The organism is Winogradskyella wichelsiae (genome assembly GCF_013403925.1).
Taxonomy (GTDB): domain Bacteria; phylum Bacteroidota; class Bacteroidia; order Flavobacteriales; family Flavobacteriaceae; genus Winogradskyella; species Winogradskyella wichelsiae.
Window position 1 is genome coordinate 189,523 of record NZ_JABFDJ010000001.1, and the last position, 18,734, is coordinate 208,256.

The following is an 18,734-nucleotide window of genomic DNA, read 5'->3' on the forward strand; positions in this document are numbered from 1 at the left end:
TTACTTCTTTTTAGCTGTTGTTTTTTTCTTTGTAGTAGTCTTTTTAACGGCTTTCTTTTTAGTCGCTTTTTTCTTGGGTGCATTTTTTTCAAGCAGTGCTACAGCTTTTGCTAATGTCATTTTACTAACATCAACCGTTTTAGCTAACTCTACTTTTTGCTTACCTTTTATGATATTGTGCCTTCCCCATCGTGCTTTCTCAACTCGCACACCTTCATCTTCCCAGTTGTGGATCACTTTATCAATTTCTTTCTGAATCTTCTCTTCAATTAAAGTTACAATGTCTTCGTCTGATAAATTATCCCAGTCATACTTTTTATTAACATTGATAAACATGTTGTTCCACTTAATAAATGGTCCAAAACGTCCTTTCCCTTTTATAACTTCTAAATCCTTATAAATATAAATGGGTGCATCAGCTAATTCTTTCTCTTTAATATAAATTAATGCCTCATCCATTTCTACACCTAAAGGATCGACTCCTTTTGGCAATGAAACAAACTTTTTACCAAACCTAACATAAGGTCCAAAACGTCCATTATTTACCTCAACATCTTCATCTTTATACTGACCTAATGCTTTTGGAAGCTTAAATAAATCCATCGCTTCTTCATAAGTAATGGAATTAAGTTGTTGGTCTGGTGATAAGCTAGCAAACTCTGGTTTATCTTCATCCTCCATCGTTCCGATTTGAACCATAGGACCAAATTTACCTAAACGCACACTAACCTGACGGCCAGATTTTGGATCTTTACCTAAAATACGTTCTCCGGATTCGCGATCTGCATTTTCTTGAACATCTTTTACATGCGGATGAAAGCCTTCGTAGAACTCTTTCATCATTTCTCTCCAGTCTTGCTTACCTTCAGCAATATCATCAAAACGATCTTCAACTTTTGCTGTAAAGTTATAATCTAAGATACTTTCAAAATGATTAACTAAGAAGTCCGTTACAATAATACCGATATCTGTAGGTACTAATTTTCCTTTATTAGAACCCGTTTGTTCTGATAATGTATTGTCTTTTATTTTTTGATCTTCAAATACTAATTGCTTATAGCTTCTCTCATCTCCTTCATGTACTCCTTTTTCAACATAATTTCTATTCTGAATGGTAGAAATAGTTGGTGCATAAGTAGACGGACGACCAATACCTAATTCTTCTAATTGCTTAACCAAAGAAGCTTCTGTAAACCTTGCAGGGGGACGTGTAAAACGTTCCGTTGCTGTGATGTATTTGTTTTGAAGTGTTTCCCCTACTTTTAAATCTGGAAGAATACCTTCTTGTTCTGTATCTTCATCATCAGTTCCTTCCAAATAAACTTTAAGAAACCCTTCAAACGTAATGATTTCACCGTTTGCTGTAAATTGCTCGTTAATTTTTTTCTTAGCGTTAATTTGAATTTTAAGATTGGTACGTTCTAATTTTGCATCGCTCATTTGAGATGCAATAGCACGTTTCCAAATTAAATCGTATAATCTTGCCTGATCACGTTCTGCATTAACAGTGTGGTTTGAAAAATCTGTAGGTCTTATAGCTTCGTGAGCTTCTTGAGCACCTTTAGATTTCCCTTTATAGTTTTTAGGATTACTAAATTCTGCTCCATAAGCTGATACAATTTCGTTTTCAGCTCCTTTTTTTGCTTCATCAGATAAGTTAACACTATCTGTCCTCATATAGGTAATAAAACCAGCTTCATACAAACGCTGTGCATTGGTCATAGTTCTACTCACTGAATAACCTAATTTACGAGATGCTTCCTGTTGTAAGGTAGATGTTGTAAATGGTGCCGCAGGTGATTTTTTAGCGGGTTTCTTTTGCAAATCTGCAATCTCATAAGAAGCACCTACATTATCTTTTAAAAACTTTAAAGCTTCTTCTTCAGAGTTAAAATTCTTTGGAAGCTTTGCTTTAAATGAATTTCCTTTTTCGTTTGTGAATTCTGCATCAACTCTATAAGTTGCAGTCGTTTTAAAAGCTTGTACATCGCGTTCGCGCTCTACAATTAAGCGTACGGATACAGATTGTACTCTTCCTGCAGACAAACCTCCTTTTACCTTTCTCCATAATACAGGTGATAACTCATAACCAACAATACGGTCTAAAACACGTCTAGCTTGTTGGGCATCTACTAAGTTATAATCTATACTTCTTGGATTCTCTATAGCTTTATTTATAGCTGTTTTTGTAATCTCATGGAATACAATACGCTTTGTCTTATCTTTATCTAATTTTAGCGTCTCTGCTAAATGCCATGCTATCGCCTCACCCTCGCGATCCTCATCACTAGCTAGCCATACAATGTCTGCTTTTTTTGCTAAATCCTTAAGTTTCTTTACAACGTCTTTTTTATCTTTAGACACTTGATACTTAGGCATAAAATCACCTTCTACATCGACCCCTAACTCTTTAGAAGGAAGATCAGCAATATGTCCAAAACTGGACTCTACTTTATAGTCTTTTCCTAAAAATTTTTCAATAGTTTTAGCCTTTGCAGGTGACTCAACAATAACAAGATTCTTTGACATTCTTCAAAATTTACGTTTACAAATGTATATGAAATTTAAGATACAATCCTAATTTGGTCGTAAATACAATACATTTTATCGTGAAGCATACACCTCAAATTATAGTAAAAGCCCTACAGATTGTAAGACTTTTACGGTTAATAACATTTTATAAATCTAATAACAGATCTAAAATTTGAACGAAATGAATAACGCACTTATTTCATATAGGTCGTTAGATAATATGTATTTAAAATACACGACTTACTCTATACCTAACTGCTCAATGCGACTTAATTGATCGTTTTCATAATTAAAACCAACAACGTCTTTATAAATAAAATAAGCTGGTAATTGCCCAAATGATGATGTAACATAAACTCCAAAACCACACATTAAAAATCCAATAATCATGGCTAAAAAACCAGATACTATCATAAGCCCTGCTGAGAACAGCCATTTTTTGTTACCGAGAAAAAAAGCTAATTTTATGATATCTTTAATTGCCAAATCAGGATTAAAGGCGTAAACAACAACCATAAAGGACAATGGCACTATAACATATATAAGAGGTAGAAAACATAACATTGCAGATGCAATTGCAATACCAGAAAATGCCAAACTTAATTTAATGGTTTTCCCTAAGTATGGTTTTCTAAGAAAGTAAAAATAATCTTCTTTACCTAATTCTTCTAAATCTCTAAGTTTACAAATTCTGTAAAAAGCAGCTTTCAATGCTAAGCCTATAGTACTCAAAGCTACAATAAGGACTATATATAGCACAAACATTACTAAACTAATAAATATTGAAATACCTGTACTTCCATAAGAATCATACGAATTATAATCACTAGAGCGACTAAATGCATCTGCGACACCAAAAAGAATAAGAGGAATATAAACGGTTAACACAACCGGTATTGCTAAAACGACATTAAGCAATAATGTAATTAACCCTTGTACCCAAACTTTTTTAAACAATTCAATAGATTGATTAAATATAGTACCAAAGTCTAAAACCTTTGCATTGTTAATTCTTTGATTGATTTCTGTAGTATCCATTTTTACTATTTGTGATTAGAACGCCAAAAGAACTCTATTTTTTACATATATTCAAGAAAAAAGAATGCATAAGTAATAACAACACTAATCTCACAAAAGATAAATCTCAATCAAATTTTAACTGCCACTTTGTCAGAATCTATAAAATAATATTATCTTTGCATTCTTAAATGAAAATTGAAAAAGGAGATATTCCGTTTTCACGGAGCACTAACGATGGAGAAAATTATAGACGAAAACAAACAAGGTGAATCTTTAATACTAGACAATAAAGAAGAAAACAAACGCAAGCTTTTCATTGAAAGTTATGGCTGTGCTATGAATTTTAGCGACAGTGAAATCGTAGCTTCTATTCTGTCTGAACAAGGGTTTAATACGACTCAAATACTTGAAGAAGCAGACCTTGTTTTAGTAAATACATGTTCTATTAGAGATAAAGCAGAACAAACGGTTAGAAAAAGATTGCAAGAATACAACGCTGTAAAACGTATAAACCCAAAAATGAAAGTTGGTGTTTTAGGTTGTATGGCAGAACGATTAAAAACTAAATTTTTAGACGAAGAAAAAATCGTAGATTTAGTTGTAGGTCCAGATGCTTATAAAGATTTACCTAACCTATTAGCAGAGGTTGATGAAGGTAGAGATGCTATTAACGTTATACTTTCTAAAGAAGAAACTTACGGGGATGTTTCGCCTGTAAGATTAAACAGTAACGGAATTACAGCTTTTGTTTCCATTACACGTGGTTGCGATAATATGTGTACATTTTGTGTTGTTCCTTTTACAAGAGGAAGAGAACGCAGTAGAGATCCACAAAGTATCATTGAAGAGGTAAATGATTTATGGTCTAAAGGCTTTAAAGAAATTACGCTTTTAGGACAAAACGTTGATAGTTATCTATGGTACGGAGGTGGTTTAAAGAAGGATTTTGATAATGCTTCTGATTTTCAAAAAGCAACAGCGGTTAGTTTTGCAAATCTTTTAGAATTATGCGCCAAAGCACAACCAAAAATGCGTATTCGATTTTCTACATCTAACCCACAAGATTTCACTTTGGATGTTATTGAAACCATGGCGAAATATGATAATATTTGTAATCACATTCACTTGCCGGTACAAAGTGGAAGTGATCGTATTTTAAAAGAAATGAATCGTTTGCATACACGCGAAGAGTACTTTGAGCTTATTGATAATATAAAACGAATCATCCCTGAATGTTCTATAAGTGTCGATTTAATCGCTGGTTTTCCAACAGAAACAGAAGAAGATCATCAAGACACATTATCTTTAATGGAGTATGTAAAATATAATTTTGGTTACATGTTTACCTATTCTGAACGTCCTGGAACTTTAGCGGGTCGTAAAATGGAAGATGATGTACCAGAACCTGTTAAAAAACGTCGTCTAAAGGAAATTATCCTGTTAGAACGAAAGTATAGTGAAATGAACACACGAGCCCACCTCAATAAAACAGTAGAAATTTTAATAGAAAAAGCATCTAAAAAATCAGATTTGCAATGGTCTGGAAGAACTTCAGACAATACTGTTGCAGTTTTTCCAAAAGAACATTATAAAGTGGGTGATTTAGTTAATGTACTTATAACAGATTGCACAAGTGCTACACTTATAGGAAAAGCCATTGATTATTCAAAACATAATTAATAAACAACATTGATGAAAAAAATAGCTTTAATAGTATTCGCCTTTATCTTAGTCCTATCTTGTGACAATGAACCTCTTGATCCAGATTTAACTTCTGATGGTGAAGATGCAGGAACCGAAAATTCAGACTTAACACTTTCTAGTTACCAATTAGATACGCAGATTAGTTTAGAGTTTTTCGGAGCTCCTATTGAGACGACGACCAATTCAAGTTTCAATATTACAAACAATGCAATTAACTCTGGGACCAATGCTGTTTCTATAAACGAAAGTCCTTCTGAAACAGAAAACTTAGTTATTACAAGAAATAGTTCTAATCAAATAACAAGCAATACCTCGGTAAACACACAAGGTACAACCACCAATGAAACGTTAATTACATATACCAACGGAATTATTTCTCAAATATCTTACAACTATTACGGAGAAGATGCAGAAAACTACATTTACAATTTCACTTACAACGGTAATACCATAACGAGAACGAATGGAGACACTTCAATCTCTACCGTATTTACAGTTGATAGTTCTGATCGTATTGTTAAAAAAGAATCTTTCGATGGTGGTTTCTCTATCCAGACAGAAACAATTGCATACACTACAACAGGAAATATTAGCAGTAGCACAACTACAGGCGAAATAGAAAATAATACAATTTATCAATTTGATGATAACACCAACCCTCTAAAAGTAGTTTTTGAAGATAATTATTTGTTACAATTTTTAGAAGATGATTACTCGGATGAAATAGGGCCGCAAATTGCTCAATTCCTATCAACAAATAACTGGAACGGAGTTAGTTTTAATGGTACATCATTTAATTTCGAATTAGATTATAATACATCTGGAAGAATTACAAGTCGTGATATTGCTTACAACTTTGGAGAAGAATTATCTTTTGAATTTAATGAAAGATTTAATTACGTTAATTAAACTATGGAATCTATTCAAGCTATAAAACAACGTTTCGGTATTATAGGAAACGACCAAAAACTTAATCGCTCAATAGAAAAAGCGATACAAGTATCACCCACTGATATTTCTGTTTTAGTTACAGGAGAAAGTGGTGTTGGTAAAGAAAGTATACCTCGAATTATTCACCAACTATCACACCGAAAACACGGTAAGTATATTGCTGTTAACTGTGGTGCAATACCTGAAGGAACAATTGATAGTGAATTATTCGGACATGAAAAAGGAGCATTTACAGGTGCAACCTCTACCCGATCTGGTTATTTTGAAGTTGCAGATGAAGGCACTATTTTTTTAGATGAAGTTGGCGAATTACCACTAACGACTCAAGTTCGGTTACTACGTGTTTTAGAAAATGGCGAATTTATAAAAGTAGGTTCTAGTAAGGTTCAAAAAACAAATGTTAGAATTGTAGCGGCTACTAACGTTAACATGTTTGAAGCCATAAAAAAAGAAAAATTCAGAGAAGATCTATATTACAGATTAAGTACTGTAGAAATCAATTTACCGCCCTTAAGAGATCGTAAAGAAGATATTCATTTATTATTTAGAAAATTTGCCAGCGATTTTGCTCTAAAATACAAAATGCCAACTGTAAAATTAACAGATGAAGCGGTTGTTTTACTTTTAAAATACCGTTGGAATGGTAATATTCGTCAACTTAGAAATGTTGCAGAACAAGTTTCGGTATTAGAACAAAACAGAACTATTAGTGGTAGTACAATTCAAAACTACTTACCAAATATAGGAAGTAATTTACCCGCTGTAGTAAACAATTCTAAGTCTGAAAGTGACTTTAGTAGTGAGAGAGAAATTTTATATAAAGTTTTATTCGACATGAAAAGCGATCTTAATGACCTTAAGAAACTCACCATGGAACTCATGAAAAAAGGTAGTGATTCTGATGTTCAAAAAGACAATGAACATTTAATTCAGAAAATTTATGGGGAAGAGAAAGATGAAGAATTTGAAGCAGCTGTAGAAGATTTAGAAGTTTTATCTATTCCTGAACACACAGAAGATATGGACGAAACAATTTCCGAGCTAGAAGATAAATATCATTTTGCTGAAGAAATTGAGGAAGAAGAAACACTATCGCTACATGATAAAGAATTAGAATTAATTAAAAAATCTTTAGAACGCCATAGCGGAAAACGTAAATTAGCTGCCGCTGAATTAGGTATAAGCGAACGTACGCTCTACAGAAAGATTAAACAATTTGATCTTTAAAATAAGTTTTAGAACCTAAAGAGCAAGAAAGCTAGCTTAATTCAGTTCTTATATTAAAACATATAAGATACTTACACTCTAAAATCATTTAGGTGTATCTATCATAAAAAGACCTAACACCTATATTTAATGAAAATATTAAAATATCTTTTAGTAGTTGCCGTTTGTTTTACCTTCCATGGCTGTAAAGTAAATTATTCATTTACAGGGATTACGGATATGCCAGAATCTTTTCAAGTTAACTTCTTTAGAAATACAGCAGATATTATAGAACCTGGCTTAGACCTATTATTTACTAACTCACTTCAGGATTACATCGTCAATCAAACAAGTGCTAGTTTAGTTAACAATGGCGGAGAAGTTATTTATGAAGGTGAAATTGTTGAATATCGTATTTCTCCAATGACGGCAACAGCAGATAATACCGCGGCTCAAAACAGACTTACCATTAGTGTAAATGTTCGTTTTATAAATAGTAAAGATCCAGAAAAAGACTTTGAAACGCGTTTCTCTTTTTATTATGATTATCCAGCAGAAAGTCAACTTTCGGGAAGTATACAGGCCACTGCTTTTGACGAAATTATAGAGCGATTAACACAAGATATTCTTAATGCCTCTTTAGCAGACTGGTAATATTATGCAACCTCAAGAACTAACCTATTTATTAAAACATCCGCAAGCTGTAACCGCAGCTCAAACCGAAGAACTAGCTTCGGTTATTAAAGAGTATCCTTATTTTCAACCCTTAAGAGCACTGCACCTTAAAGGTTTAAAACAAAAAGAAAGTTACAAATACAATAATGCTTTAAAAACTACGGCCGCCCACACCGCCGATCGTAGTGTTTTATTTGACTATATTACATCAGACATCTTTAATCAGAATGAAATATCCGAACAAATAAAATTAAATATAGAGCATCTTAAAGCTATTGAAGTCAATGCGGCAGATGATATTTCTGTAAATAAAACAGTTACTATTGATGATGCTTTAAAAGCGCAAATTAAAGCAACTGAAGGTGTTTTAGATCCTGATTTATTTGAGGTTAAACCGCTACCAACACTACAAATTACAGTTAACAATCAAGAAAGTGAAACTTCAATCATCGCTATTGATAACAAAAAGAATACAGCAGAAAAACAATTAAAGATAGGTAAGCCTTTAGATTTTAATAAAACGGAAAATCATTCGTTTACAGAATGGTTAAAAATAACAAGCTTTAAACCTATTGAGCGTGAAAAAGTAGATATAGAAATCTCTACTGAACAAAAAAATGATGTTTTAAAGCAAGATTTATTAACACCGTTACAGAATAAATTAGCGATTATAGATAAATTTATCAGCAATAATCCAAAGATAAAACCTGTTTCTAAAAATGCTCCAAAACCTAAGCTAGTTAACAATGATAGCGATATTTCAGACAATTTAATGACTGAAACTTTAGCTCGAATTTATCTCGAACAAAAAAACTATGATAAGGCAATTCAATCTTACAAAATTTTAAGTTTGAAATATCCAGAAAAAAGTAGTTTCTTTGCACACCAAATAAAATTGGTAAAAGAATTAAAAGATAATAATACAATATAAAAATGAGTGCATTTACAATATTCCTAGTACTAATCATAATCGTTGCCTTTTTGCTTATCGTAGTAATTATGGTACAAAACCCTAAAGGTGGAGGATTATCATCATCATTTGGTGGTGGTGGAACTCAACAATTAGGTGGTGTAAAGAAAACTGGTGACTTTTTAGATAAGAGTACATGGTTTTTAGCTACAGCTTTAATTGTTTTAATCTTAGCTTCTAATTTAACTATTGGATCTGGTGGCGGAACTGAATCTAAAGCTTATGATGCTGACGAAGCTACAGATATGCCTGTAACACCTGCTGCACCAGCAACAAACGATAATACTGCAGAATAACAAAAACGTTACTCTTCAAAAAATATTTAGCCAACTTATTTAAGTTGGCTTTTTTATGCCCACAAATTTCGTCAGACCTATCTGAAACTTTGTCAGATATTCTCTATTGGCATAATTTTCGAACATTACATAAAAGATTAGATTAATAATTAACTAAAAAAACATATAGTAATGAGTTTAAATATTAAACCTTTAGCAGATCGCGTTCTTGTAGAACCTATGCAAGCTGAAACTAAAACAGCTTCAGGTATCATTATCCCTGATAATGCAAAAGAAAAACCACAAAAAGGAACTGTTGTTGCTGTTGGAAATGGTAAAAAAGACGAACCTTTAACGGTAAAAGTCGGAGATACTGTACTTTACGGAAAATATGGAGGAACTGACCTTAAACTAGAGGGTACAGACTATTTAATGATGCGTGAGAGCGATATTTTAGCAATTATATAATTGCACAATCTCATTAGATACAACTAAATTCTCTAATTAAAAACAAATTGATTTCTACATTAATAGAAATTACAAATAAAATTAAATTATGGCAAAAGATATAAAATTTGATATTGAAGCTCGCGACGGTCTTAAACGTGGTGTTGATGCTTTAGCAAATGCAGTAAAAGTAACTTTAGGCCCAAAAGGTCGTAATGTAATTATCGGAAAATCATTTGGTGCACCACAAGTCACTAAAGATGGTGTTTCTGTAGCAAAAGAAATTGAGCTTGAAAATGAGCTTGAAAACATGGGAGCGCAAATGGTAAAAGAAGTTGCTTCTAAAACTAATGATTTAGCTGGTGATGGAACAACTACTGCTACCGTTTTAGCACAAGCAATCGTTAAAGAAGGACTTAAAAATGTTGCTGCTGGTGCCAATCCAATGGATTTAAAACGTGGTATTGACAAAGCTGTTGAGGCTATCGTAAAAGATTTAGAAAAACAAGCTGTAAAAGTAGGTAGCGATTCTGATAAAATCAAACAAGTTGCTGCTATTTCTGCAAACAACGATGATACCATTGGTGATTTAATAGCTAAAGCTTTTGGTAAAGTTGGTAAAGAAGGTGTTATTACTGTTGAAGAAGCTAAAGGAATGGAAACTTACGTTGACGTTGTGGAAGGTATGCAGTTTGACAGAGGTTACTTATCGCCTTACTTCGTAACAGATTCTGATAAAATGATTGCTGATTTAGAAAATCCATACATTTTATTATTTGACAAAAAGATTTCTAACTTACAAGAAATTCTTCCAATATTAGAACCTGTAGCACAATCTGGTCGTCCGTTATTAATCATCGCAGAAGATGTAGAAGGGCAAGCCTTAGCAACTTTGGTTGTAAACAAATTACGTGGTGGATTAAAAATAGCAGCGGTTAAAGCTCCTGGTTTTGGTGACAGACGTAAAGCAATGTTAGAAGATATCGCTATCTTAACAGGTGGTGTTGTTATCTCTGAAGAAAGAGGTTTCTCTTTAGAAAACGCAGATCTTTCTATGCTAGGTACTGCAGAAACAGTAACTATTGACAAAGACAATACAACAATTGTTAATGGAGAAGGTAAAGCTGAAGACATTAAGGCCCGTGTTAACCAAATTAAAGCTCAAATTGAAACGACGACTTCTGATTATGATAAAGAAAAACTTCAAGAACGTTTAGCTAAATTAGCTGGTGGAGTTGCTGTACTTTATGTTGGTGCCGCATCTGAAGTTGAAATGAAAGAAAAGAAAGATCGTGTTGATGATGCTTTACATGCTACTCGTGCCGCAGTAGAAGAAGGTATTGTTGCTGGTGGTGGTGTTGCTTTAGTGCGCGCTAAACAAGTTTTAGAAAAGATTGTAACTGAAAACTTAGACGAAACTACTGGTGTACAAATCGTAAATAAAGCAATTGAAGCGCCATTACGTACTATTGTAGAAAATGCTGGTGGTGAAGGCTCTGTTGTTATTAATAAAGTATTAGAAGGTAAAAAAGACTTTGGTTATGATGCTAAATCTGAAACTTATGTAGACATGCTTAAAGCTGGTATCATTGATCCTAAAAAAGTAACTCGCATTGCTTTAGAGAATGCAGCTTCGGTAGCTGGTATGATCTTAACTACAGAATGTGCTTTAGTAGATATTAAAGAAGATGCACCTGCAATGCCAATGGGCGGTGGCGGAATGCCAGGCATGATGTAAGCTTACACTTATTATATATAATTGACTTTAGACAATTATTATTTAAAGCCTTTGATGAAAATCAAAGGCTTTATTATATTTACATTTTAATTAAACATTAGCATATATGACGACTGCAATAAAAAAAATTACACTATTCTGTTTACTCGCTTTCGTTTCCTTTTCGCTTTTCTCTCAAATAGATTCTACTTTAACGATCTCTAAACCCAGTAAAATATGGGATAATCTGAAATATGATGCTAAAATAACAGCCAAAGGCATTGGCCATTCTTTTACGAGACCTTTAAGTTGGAAAGGTAAAGATTTTGCAACATTGGGTGGTGTGGTTGCTGGTACCAGTTTATTATATTTAAGTGATAAAGAAGCTAATCGTATTTTTTATAAACAAGGCGTTGGCGCACCACAAGTCTTAAAAGACTTTGGTTGGTACTTTGGGAGTCCACAAAACTTCTTTATGGTATCTACAGGTATTTATGGCTTTGGTCTATTAACAGATAATGAAAAAGTAAGAAAAACTGGTGTATTAATCTTTTCGTCTGCAATTACTACAGGAATCATTCAATCTATTTCTAAAACCGTTGTTGGTAGAGCAAGACCCAATAGTGGTGATTATAATGAGTTTGAACCATTTAGTAACAAACCTGGCTTTCATTCATTTCCATCTGGACATAGTGTTTTATCATTTACTATGGCACACTCTATAGCTAAACAATTTAGTAATATTTGGGTTAAATCAGGGATTTATGCTATTGGTTCTATCGCCCCTATTTCAAGATTATGGGAAGAAGCACATTGGTTAAGTGATGTTGGTTTAGGTATGGCTATAAGTGTAATCGTTGTAGATAGTATTGATAATTTTATGACTGGAAATAATTCTTATTCAGACTCGAAACCAAAAACTGTAAGCTGGCGTATTAGTGCAGGTATGAGTACTATTGGCGTTGTTGGTACTTTTTAAATCTATATATTCAATTTTAAAAAAACTAAATGTTTTATTGATAATTTCTAATTCAGAATATAAATCAATGAAAATATTGAGATAAAAACCCATAAGGAAGAGGCTAAAATAAATGGTTTAATACCTGAAGATTTTAAATCTTTCACTGAAATTGTAGATCCTACAAGAAACAACGTAGCTATTAATAAACGTTTAGAGATGGTAACAATAAAACTTGTTGCTGGTTCAGGTATAATATGATAACTATTTATTATAATAGCTCCGATAAACAGAATAATAAAGTAAGGGATTTTAATTTTTTCTCCTTTCGTTTTAAAAAGGAACATTGAAAAAATTGATAATGGAATAATCCATAAAGTTCTTGATAACTTTACTGTTGTTGCTATCCTTAATGCTTCGTCACCATAACCTATTGCAGCGCCCACTACAGAACTCGTATCATGTATAGCGACTGCACACCATAACCCAAATTGTTCTTGTGTTAAGTTTAGCAAATGACCCAACGCAGGAAAAACAAATAAAGCTATAGAATTTAATAAAAATACAATTCCTAAAGCAATACTAATTGTTTCATTTTTTGCTTTAATAACAGGTGAAATTGCAGCTATTGCACTCCCTCCACAAATTGCTGTTCCTGAAGTAATGAGATGACCCAATTTTAAATCTATTTTTAATATTCTTGTAAGAGACAAACCTAACCCTACGGTTAAGAAGATTGAAAATGCTGTTAACCCTAATCCTTCTTTACTTGTTTCTAGTGTTTCTTTAAGTAACATTCCAAAACCTAATCCTACTACAGAAACTTTTAGCAGATAGTTGATCGCTTTGTGACTAAAAGATTGAAATGGATTATTAAAAATTAAGGTAAATATAAATCCTAATACTAATGCCGTAGGACTATTTAGCCATCCTAAAAGTGCAGATAAAATTAATAAGACATAAATTATTTTTGAAACAGAAACTTTCATATCACTTATTATTTGATACAAAAATAAGCCTAAGAAATAACTATTAAGAACATCAATTAGTTATTACAAATAACTAAAAGTTATAGTTGTTTCTAATGAAATTTTCAAAAAACAGAATATTACTCGATTGATACCCTGTTCGTTTTACAAAATAAAACCAACGTTCTATACTTAAATCTGTAATGTCTATTATTTTTAATTTATTATGTAACAGATCATTATTAATAGCACTGATTGAAAGCAATGCGTAATGATCAGAGTGATATAAATAATTTTTAATAGCTTCTGTACTACTCAAAGAAACAACCGTATTCAACATTTTTATGCCGTTATTTTTTAAGAATTCATCAATCACTGCTTTTGTACCAGATCCTTTTTCGCGTTCGATGATAGGAATTGTCTGTAATGTTTCAATATCAATACTTCCTTTTTTAAACACATTATTATTAACGTTGGTTACTAAAACAATTTCATCTTTTATAAATTTTTCAAAATGTAACTTGGAATGATTAGTCCGTCCTTCAGTAATACCAAAATCAATATCTTCATTCAATAATAAATCTTCGATATGAGATGAATTATCACTAATAATCTCGAATTTAGTTTGTGGAAACTGAACCCTAAATTTAGCAATCACTTTTGGTATAATATAGTTTGAAAGTGTTGTACTCACTCCGAAACTTACAAAATCCGGGAATATTTCTTTCTTATGAAGAAATTGTTCTTCCATTTCAGAATAGATGGCTAATATTTTATTGACATATAACAGAAACGACTTTCCTTCTTCTGTAAGCTCTATTGAGTTACGTTTTCTTATAAAAAAGGTTGTTTTATATTCTTCTTCTAAATTCTTTATTGACTTGGAAACGGCTGGTTGAGAAATAAACAATTGTTCCGCTGCTTGCGTAAAGCTTAAATGCTTAGCTACAATTTTGAATATGTGTAATTTAGTTTTCATGCGCTATATTCAATTTTAATAAAATAAGTATTTCAAAGGTATTGTTTAGTAATAACACAGCATAAAAAAGCCTGAACTTAAAATTCAGGCTTTTTCTAATTATTTTGTTTCTTTAATCGTTTTTATGATCATCAATGACTGCTTCATCACGATATCTACAACAAGGATGCACTGAATTATATTGTTCTTCCGTCGCTTTAATTTCTTTGGTATCATGACCAACTGAAGCAACTTGTTTAGAAATTGTCTCTAAATTTGTTTTACGCGCATCGTAAATTAATTTTAACTCATGAGTATCAACAGTCCAAACTGCAGATTTTACACCTTTAGTTCTCACTGCGGCTTTTTCTATACGTTCTTTACACATAACACAAATACCATCGACTTCTAGACTTGCTTTTGCATTTTTATTTTTATTTTGAGAGAATGCTATTGTTGTTATTAATAGCGAAAAGATTAAAATTATTTTTTTCATATTGTTTTGTTTTTTGTTAATCCCGTAATAACAGGAAACGAGTTATTTTAAGTTGATTTTTTATTTATAAAATTTTCTACAATCACAGAAAGGTACTAATTCATTCTAAATCGTAATCCTGCATAATACATACTTCCATAAATTGGACCATACACAAAATTACTATCAAAATTAGAGCCAAATGGGTTATCTGCACTTATAACTGGCTTATCTTGTCTTACGTTTGTTACGTTTTCACCTCCTAAATATAATTCAAATTTAGGCGAAAACACTTTAGTAATCTGTAAATTAAGAGTCGCTACAGTTGGGGTTCTATCTGATAATTGATATTGTGAAGGGCTTAAATCTGTACTAGAAAAACGTTGAGCACTTAACCAATTATAAGTCGCATCAAACTTCCAATGTGCTCCGTTTATTTTAACTTCTGTTTCATAAGAAGCATTTGCAAACACACGGTGCTTTGGTACTAAAGGTTTTTCTAATTTACCTGAATTATAATCCGTTTTAATGTCATAGAACTTATAAGCTGTTCTTAGGTCAAAACCTTCAAACACATTATAATTAAATTCAAATTGAAAGCTATTAGCATAACTATCTCCATCTAGGTTATAGAAATTAACTTGATAAGGATTTTCCCAATCTACAACCACTTGATTCTGAAAATCGGTTCTGTAAAAATCAAATGTAACATCTGCTTTTCTATCAAATAAATTAAAGCCTTGCAAATAACTAATACCGTAATTCCATGCAATTTCTGGATCTAAACCATAAATTTCACCACCAGAACTTAAGATATTGATTTGTCTAGAGCTCGAAAACATATTTTGGTTTTCAGCAAAAATATTAGCACTTCGTTTCCCTCTTCCTATAGACGCTCTTAATGCTGATTTTTCCCAAGGTGTATAACGAACATGTAAACGCGGCGTTACAAAAAAGCCTAATTTATTATGCTGATCTACCCTTACTCCTGCCGTCATGGTTAGCTTATCTAAATTATCGTAAGCATATTCAAAAAAACCACCAACAGAATTTTCTGTCCGTTCGTAAGTATTTGTGTTTACCAATTCATCATAGTGATCGTAAGTAAAACTTACTCCCGTTTTTACTTTATGACGCGAATCTGAAATAATGGTATTGTAAACAATGTTTGAATAAAAGCTATTATGCTCTATATCGTATAAATTTAATCCAAAATAAGAATCTTGTTTATGATGACTAAAAGCAATCTGAAAACCAATACTTTGATAAGGAATTTCAGGATTTACATACCCTAATTTTGTTGTTACTTCAAAACGTTCAGTATCTATTTCACTTCCCCAAAAATTAGTGGTTCCTTTATCTGTTTCAGGATCAAAATCAACTTGTCCGGCTTGTTTTTCGTCATTTAAGTATCTTAAATTAATAAAACTTACCAATCCTTTTTCGGAATTAGTATATTGCCAACGGTTCATTACATTGATCTGATTATAGATGGGCATATCCATAAATCTATCATTATTTACATCATGTTTTTCTTGATGTGTGTTACCATGTAAGTATAAACCTGTACTCCACTTATCAGAGACCTTTGTATTGAAGTGTGTATTTAATTCTAATCGTTCACTAGATGCTCCATAAAGATTTATAAACAATTTATCATCTGTTGTTGGCTTAACCAACTCAGCGTTAATCTGGCCTGCAATACTTTCAAAACCGTTAACTACACTTCCTGTCCCTTTTGTAATTTGAATACTTTCTACCCAAGTACCAGGAATAAAACTTAATCCATAAGCTTGAGAAGCACCTCTAATAGCAGGAATATTTTCGGTAGCAATTAATATATAAGGAGATGTTAATCCTAGCATTTTAATTTGTCGTGTTCCAGAAACTGCATCTGCAAAATTAACATCAATAGAAGGATTGGTTTCAAAACTCTCTGCCAGATTACAACAAGCTGCTTTTAATAATTCGTCACTTGTAACAGTAAATGTGTTTGTAGCTTGTAAGTAAGATTTACGTGTAGCCTGTTTCCGAGATGAAATTTCTACAGCATCTAATTCTTCACTTGCTTGAAGTACGTGTCTAATATTTTTATTTTCGTCTACAGTAATTGTATCGGTTTTAAAACCAACATAACTTACAACTAACTTGTTATAAGAAAACTTATAGGGTAACGAAAATGTTCCGTCTTCTGCAGTAATAGCTCCAATAGACGAATCTAGCCAATACACATTGGCGCCAGGTAGTGGCATTGCTTTTGTACTACTTGTTTCTAAAATAGTACCTGTTAACTGTTCTTGTGCAATTGCCACATAAGACAATAACGCAAAACTTATAATAAAATATGTTTTTTTCATTTATTTGATTTGTATGCATAACTAATAGCACAAAAGTATGTGCCTCCTTTTTTAAGGGTTATACACTATCAAATAAGGTAAGTTTCATCTAAAACATATATGTCTTTGATGAGTTTGGGTGGTGAATAGTTTTTATGAGGAATTACAGCATTAGGTAACTCTTCAAAAAGATTAATGTAAGAATAACTATAAGCTATAAGCACTAGCTTTTGTAAATCATGAAAATCGTCAAATGATTTTGTAACTAATTTATTGACACCATCAATAACTTCTTTCTCATTTTTACAACACGATTTTTCCATCATGTTGTCTTGATCCATCTTTATATCTTGCATTCCACATATTTCAGCTTCTGAAAATATAGCAATATCTATTAAAGTATCTCCACAGAAATGTTTCTCAATCGTTAATGACAACGTTGTAAACAATACCAGAAATGATAAAGCAATTGAAAAAACTTTATGTGTGTATGAAAATTTCACGATGTAAAGTTACAAAATTCTCGAATACTCTATATTTAATATTAGACTATTAACGATTTAACTTATAATAATAGAATGCTGGAAGCAGCAGTATAATACCAATAGGTTGAATTAAAAAGCGTCTGATATTAAAGAACAAATAATAATCGTCTTGATTAGGATTGATAACAAAATATACAAACGGAATAAGCAATAACACATAAGCGATACTGTAAATTAACATTGAAAATTTAATAATACCAGCATCCCTAAAAACAACAAATAAAATACCTAAAGAAATAAGGGTGTTTAATAAAAATCGAAGTGTTGTAAATAAAATTAGCTTTGCAATTTCTCTTCTGGGATTATCTAAATACAAATAGTCATTTTCAAAAAAGGTTAAATACGGATCGTAAAACAATACATCTTCAAAAGCTCTGATGAGCATTAAAAGCAAAATCAAAACCCCTAACAACAGTAACTTAACCAATTTACTCATACTATTTCTTATTATTTGAAAATCGATTAACCCAAAACATCCATAATAAAAAAACGGTTCCATAAATAATTACAGGAAATATAACAGAATGAAGAATTTCTTGTCTCCAAGGGTAATGATATAATCCTATAGTAAGTATTACCATTCTAATAAGGTTAAATGCATAAATTATAATACTACCAGCAAAACAATAAAATAAAGTCGTTTTAAACTTACCTGCAAATGCTGTTATAAATGACAAAAACAAGATAATAACACTAGCACTATTACAACCTTCAATAACTCGCGCTACATATTTTCCATTAACAATTACTTTTAGTGATGGCTGATCGGGATGCGGAATAACCTGAGAATCATAGCCTATGGCCGTCAGTAAAGAATTAGTTTGCTCAGCGACTAAATTTGTTAAATAATCTGGGTAGTATTTACTACCATCAGACATATTTAAGTATAAATTATAACCCATACTCAACACTCCATAAACCACTAAAAACGTAATTATAAAGCGAATAACTGACTTATATTTTCTCAAAAGAGCTTTCAAATTTGCTTCGTTATTAG

At 31.9% G+C, this 18,734-nt stretch carries 18 protein-coding genes; 9 read left to right on the forward strand and 9 right to left on the reverse strand.

Annotated features, from left to right (window positions below; genetic code table 11):
- Together topA and HM985_RS00915 are read right to left on the reverse strand one after the other, a co-directional pair.
- Entirely contained in the window at positions 1 to 2,529 is a 2,529-nt protein-coding gene (gene topA, locus HM985_RS00910; protein WP_179374430.1) for a type I DNA topoisomerase, read from the reverse strand.
- Between the two features lie 243 nt (positions 2,530 to 2,772).
- Positions 2,773 to 3,570 (reverse strand): hypothetical protein, encoded by a 798-nt coding sequence (locus tag HM985_RS00915; RefSeq protein WP_179374431.1) that lies wholly within the window; start codon positions 3,568 to 3,570, stop codon positions 2,773 to 2,775.
- Positions 3,571 to 3,786: 216 nt separating this feature from the next.
- Between HM985_RS00915 and miaB the strand changes: the two genes are divergently transcribed.
- From miaB to HM985_RS00960, 9 genes are all read left to right on the forward strand, one after another.
- Positions 3,787 to 5,232 (forward strand): tRNA (N6-isopentenyl adenosine(37)-C2)-methylthiotransferase MiaB, encoded by a 1,446-nt coding sequence (gene miaB / locus HM985_RS00920; RefSeq protein ID WP_179374931.1) that lies wholly within the window; start codon positions 3,787 to 3,789, stop codon positions 5,230 to 5,232.
- A 12-nt stretch (positions 5,233 to 5,244) separates the two neighbouring features.
- Positions 5,245 to 6,165: a hypothetical protein gene (locus tag HM985_RS00925; RefSeq protein ID WP_179374432.1), complete on the forward strand. Its 921-nt coding sequence runs from the start codon at positions 5,245 to 5,247 to the stop codon at positions 6,163 to 6,165.
- Positions 6,166 to 6,168: 3 nt separating this feature from the next.
- On the forward strand, positions 6,169 to 7,434 hold the full coding sequence (locus tag HM985_RS00930) for a sigma 54-interacting transcriptional regulator (protein WP_179374433.1): 1,266 nt from the start codon (positions 6,169 to 6,171) through the stop codon (positions 7,432 to 7,434).
- 129 nt (positions 7,435 to 7,563) lie between these two features.
- On the forward strand, positions 7,564 to 8,067 hold the full coding sequence (locus tag HM985_RS00935) for an LptE family protein (protein WP_179374434.1): 504 nt from the start codon (positions 7,564 to 7,566) through the stop codon (positions 8,065 to 8,067).
- A 4-nt stretch (positions 8,068 to 8,071) separates the two neighbouring features.
- On the forward strand, positions 8,072 to 9,019 hold the full coding sequence (locus HM985_RS00940) for a hypothetical protein (protein ID WP_179374435.1): 948 nt from the start codon (positions 8,072 to 8,074) through the stop codon (positions 9,017 to 9,019).
- A gap of 2 nt (positions 9,020 to 9,021) precedes the next feature.
- Positions 9,022 to 9,354: a preprotein translocase subunit SecG gene (secG, locus tag HM985_RS00945; RefSeq protein WP_179374436.1), complete on the forward strand. Its 333-nt coding sequence runs from the start codon at positions 9,022 to 9,024 to the stop codon at positions 9,352 to 9,354.
- A 171-nt stretch (positions 9,355 to 9,525) separates the two neighbouring features.
- Entirely contained in the window at positions 9,526 to 9,801 is a 276-nt protein-coding gene (locus HM985_RS00950; RefSeq protein WP_173587352.1) for a co-chaperone GroES, read from the forward strand.
- Positions 9,802 to 9,889: 88 nt separating this feature from the next.
- Entirely contained in the window at positions 9,890 to 11,518 is a 1,629-nt protein-coding gene (gene groL, locus HM985_RS00955; RefSeq protein WP_179374437.1) for a chaperonin GroEL, read from the forward strand.
- Positions 11,519 to 11,624: 106 nt separating this feature from the next.
- On the forward strand, positions 11,625 to 12,476 hold the full coding sequence (locus HM985_RS00960; RefSeq protein ID WP_179374438.1) for a phosphatase PAP2 family protein: 852 nt from the start codon (positions 11,625 to 11,627) through the stop codon (positions 12,474 to 12,476).
- A 47-nt stretch (positions 12,477 to 12,523) separates the two neighbouring features.
- Here HM985_RS00960 and HM985_RS00965 read toward each other — a convergent pair whose 3' ends face one another.
- The 7 genes from HM985_RS00965 to xrtF all read right to left on the reverse strand — a co-directional run bounded on the left by HM985_RS00965 (position 12,524) and on the right by xrtF (position 18,717).
- Entirely contained in the window at positions 12,524 to 13,444 is a 921-nt protein-coding gene (locus HM985_RS00965; protein WP_179374439.1) for a YeiH family protein, read from the reverse strand.
- Between the two features lie 73 nt (positions 13,445 to 13,517).
- On the reverse strand, positions 13,518 to 14,402 hold the full coding sequence (locus tag HM985_RS00970; RefSeq protein WP_179374440.1) for a LysR family transcriptional regulator: 885 nt from the start codon (positions 14,400 to 14,402) through the stop codon (positions 13,518 to 13,520).
- Between the two features lie 112 nt (positions 14,403 to 14,514).
- A complete protein-coding gene (locus HM985_RS00975; RefSeq protein WP_179374441.1) occupies positions 14,515 to 14,877 on the reverse strand; it encodes a heavy-metal-associated domain-containing protein in 363 nt (120 codons plus the stop codon).
- Positions 14,878 to 14,972: 95 nt separating this feature from the next.
- The gene (locus tag HM985_RS00980) at positions 14,973 to 17,213 is read right to left on the reverse strand and encodes a TonB-dependent receptor (protein ID WP_179374442.1); all 2,241 of its coding nucleotides are present in this window, start codon (positions 17,211 to 17,213) and stop codon (positions 14,973 to 14,975) included.
- A 68-nt stretch (positions 17,214 to 17,281) separates the two neighbouring features.
- Entirely contained in the window at positions 17,282 to 17,695 is a 414-nt protein-coding gene (locus HM985_RS00985; protein ID WP_179374443.1) for an HYC_CC_PP family protein, read from the reverse strand.
- Positions 17,696 to 17,744: 49 nt separating this feature from the next.
- Entirely contained in the window at positions 17,745 to 18,173 is a 429-nt protein-coding gene (locus HM985_RS00990; RefSeq protein WP_179374444.1) for an exosortase F system-associated membrane protein, read from the reverse strand.
- Between the two features lies 1 nt (position 18,174).
- On the reverse strand, positions 18,175 to 18,717 hold the full coding sequence (gene xrtF, locus HM985_RS00995; RefSeq protein WP_179374445.1) for an exosortase family protein XrtF: 543 nt from the start codon (positions 18,715 to 18,717) through the stop codon (positions 18,175 to 18,177).
- Positions 18,718 to 18,734: the final 17 nt, after the last annotated feature.

Coding starts and splice junctions, on each gene's coding strand:
- topA (WP_179374430.1), bottom strand. CDS start 2,529: ATGTCAAAGAATCTTGTTATTGTTGAGTCACCTGCAAAGGCTAAAACT.
- HM985_RS00960 (WP_179374438.1), top strand. CDS start 11,625: ATGACGACTGCAATAAAAAAAATTACACTATTCTGTTTACTCGCTTTC.
- HM985_RS00925 (WP_179374432.1), top strand. CDS start 5,245: ATGAAAAAAATAGCTTTAATAGTATTCGCCTTTATCTTAGTCCTATCT.
- HM985_RS00915 (WP_179374431.1), bottom strand. CDS start 3,570: ATGGATACTACAGAAATCAATCAAAGAATTAACAATGCAAAGGTTTTA.
- HM985_RS00970 (WP_179374440.1), bottom strand. CDS start 14,402: ATGAAAACTAAATTACACATATTCAAAATTGTAGCTAAGCATTTAAGC.
- secG (WP_179374436.1), top strand. CDS start 9,022: ATGAGTGCATTTACAATATTCCTAGTACTAATCATAATCGTTGCCTTT.
- HM985_RS00990 (WP_179374444.1), bottom strand. CDS start 18,173: ATGAGTAAATTGGTTAAGTTACTGTTGTTAGGGGTTTTGATTTTGCTT.
- miaB (WP_179374931.1), top strand. CDS start 3,787: ATGGAGAAAATTATAGACGAAAACAAACAAGGTGAATCTTTAATACTA.
- groL (WP_179374437.1), top strand. CDS start 9,890: ATGGCAAAAGATATAAAATTTGATATTGAAGCTCGCGACGGTCTTAAA.
- HM985_RS00930 (WP_179374433.1), top strand. CDS start 6,169: ATGGAATCTATTCAAGCTATAAAACAACGTTTCGGTATTATAGGAAAC.
- HM985_RS00935 (WP_179374434.1), top strand. CDS start 7,564: ATGAAAATATTAAAATATCTTTTAGTAGTTGCCGTTTGTTTTACCTTC.
- HM985_RS00950 (WP_173587352.1), top strand. CDS start 9,526: ATGAGTTTAAATATTAAACCTTTAGCAGATCGCGTTCTTGTAGAACCT.
- HM985_RS00980 (WP_179374442.1), bottom strand. CDS start 17,213: ATGAAAAAAACATATTTTATTATAAGTTTTGCGTTATTGTCTTATGTG.
- HM985_RS00940 (WP_179374435.1), top strand. CDS start 8,072: ATGCAACCTCAAGAACTAACCTATTTATTAAAACATCCGCAAGCTGTA.
- HM985_RS00965 (WP_179374439.1), bottom strand. CDS start 13,444: ATGAAAGTTTCTGTTTCAAAAATAATTTATGTCTTATTAATTTTATCT.
- HM985_RS00975 (WP_179374441.1), bottom strand. CDS start 14,877: ATGAAAAAAATAATTTTAATCTTTTCGCTATTAATAACAACAATAGCA.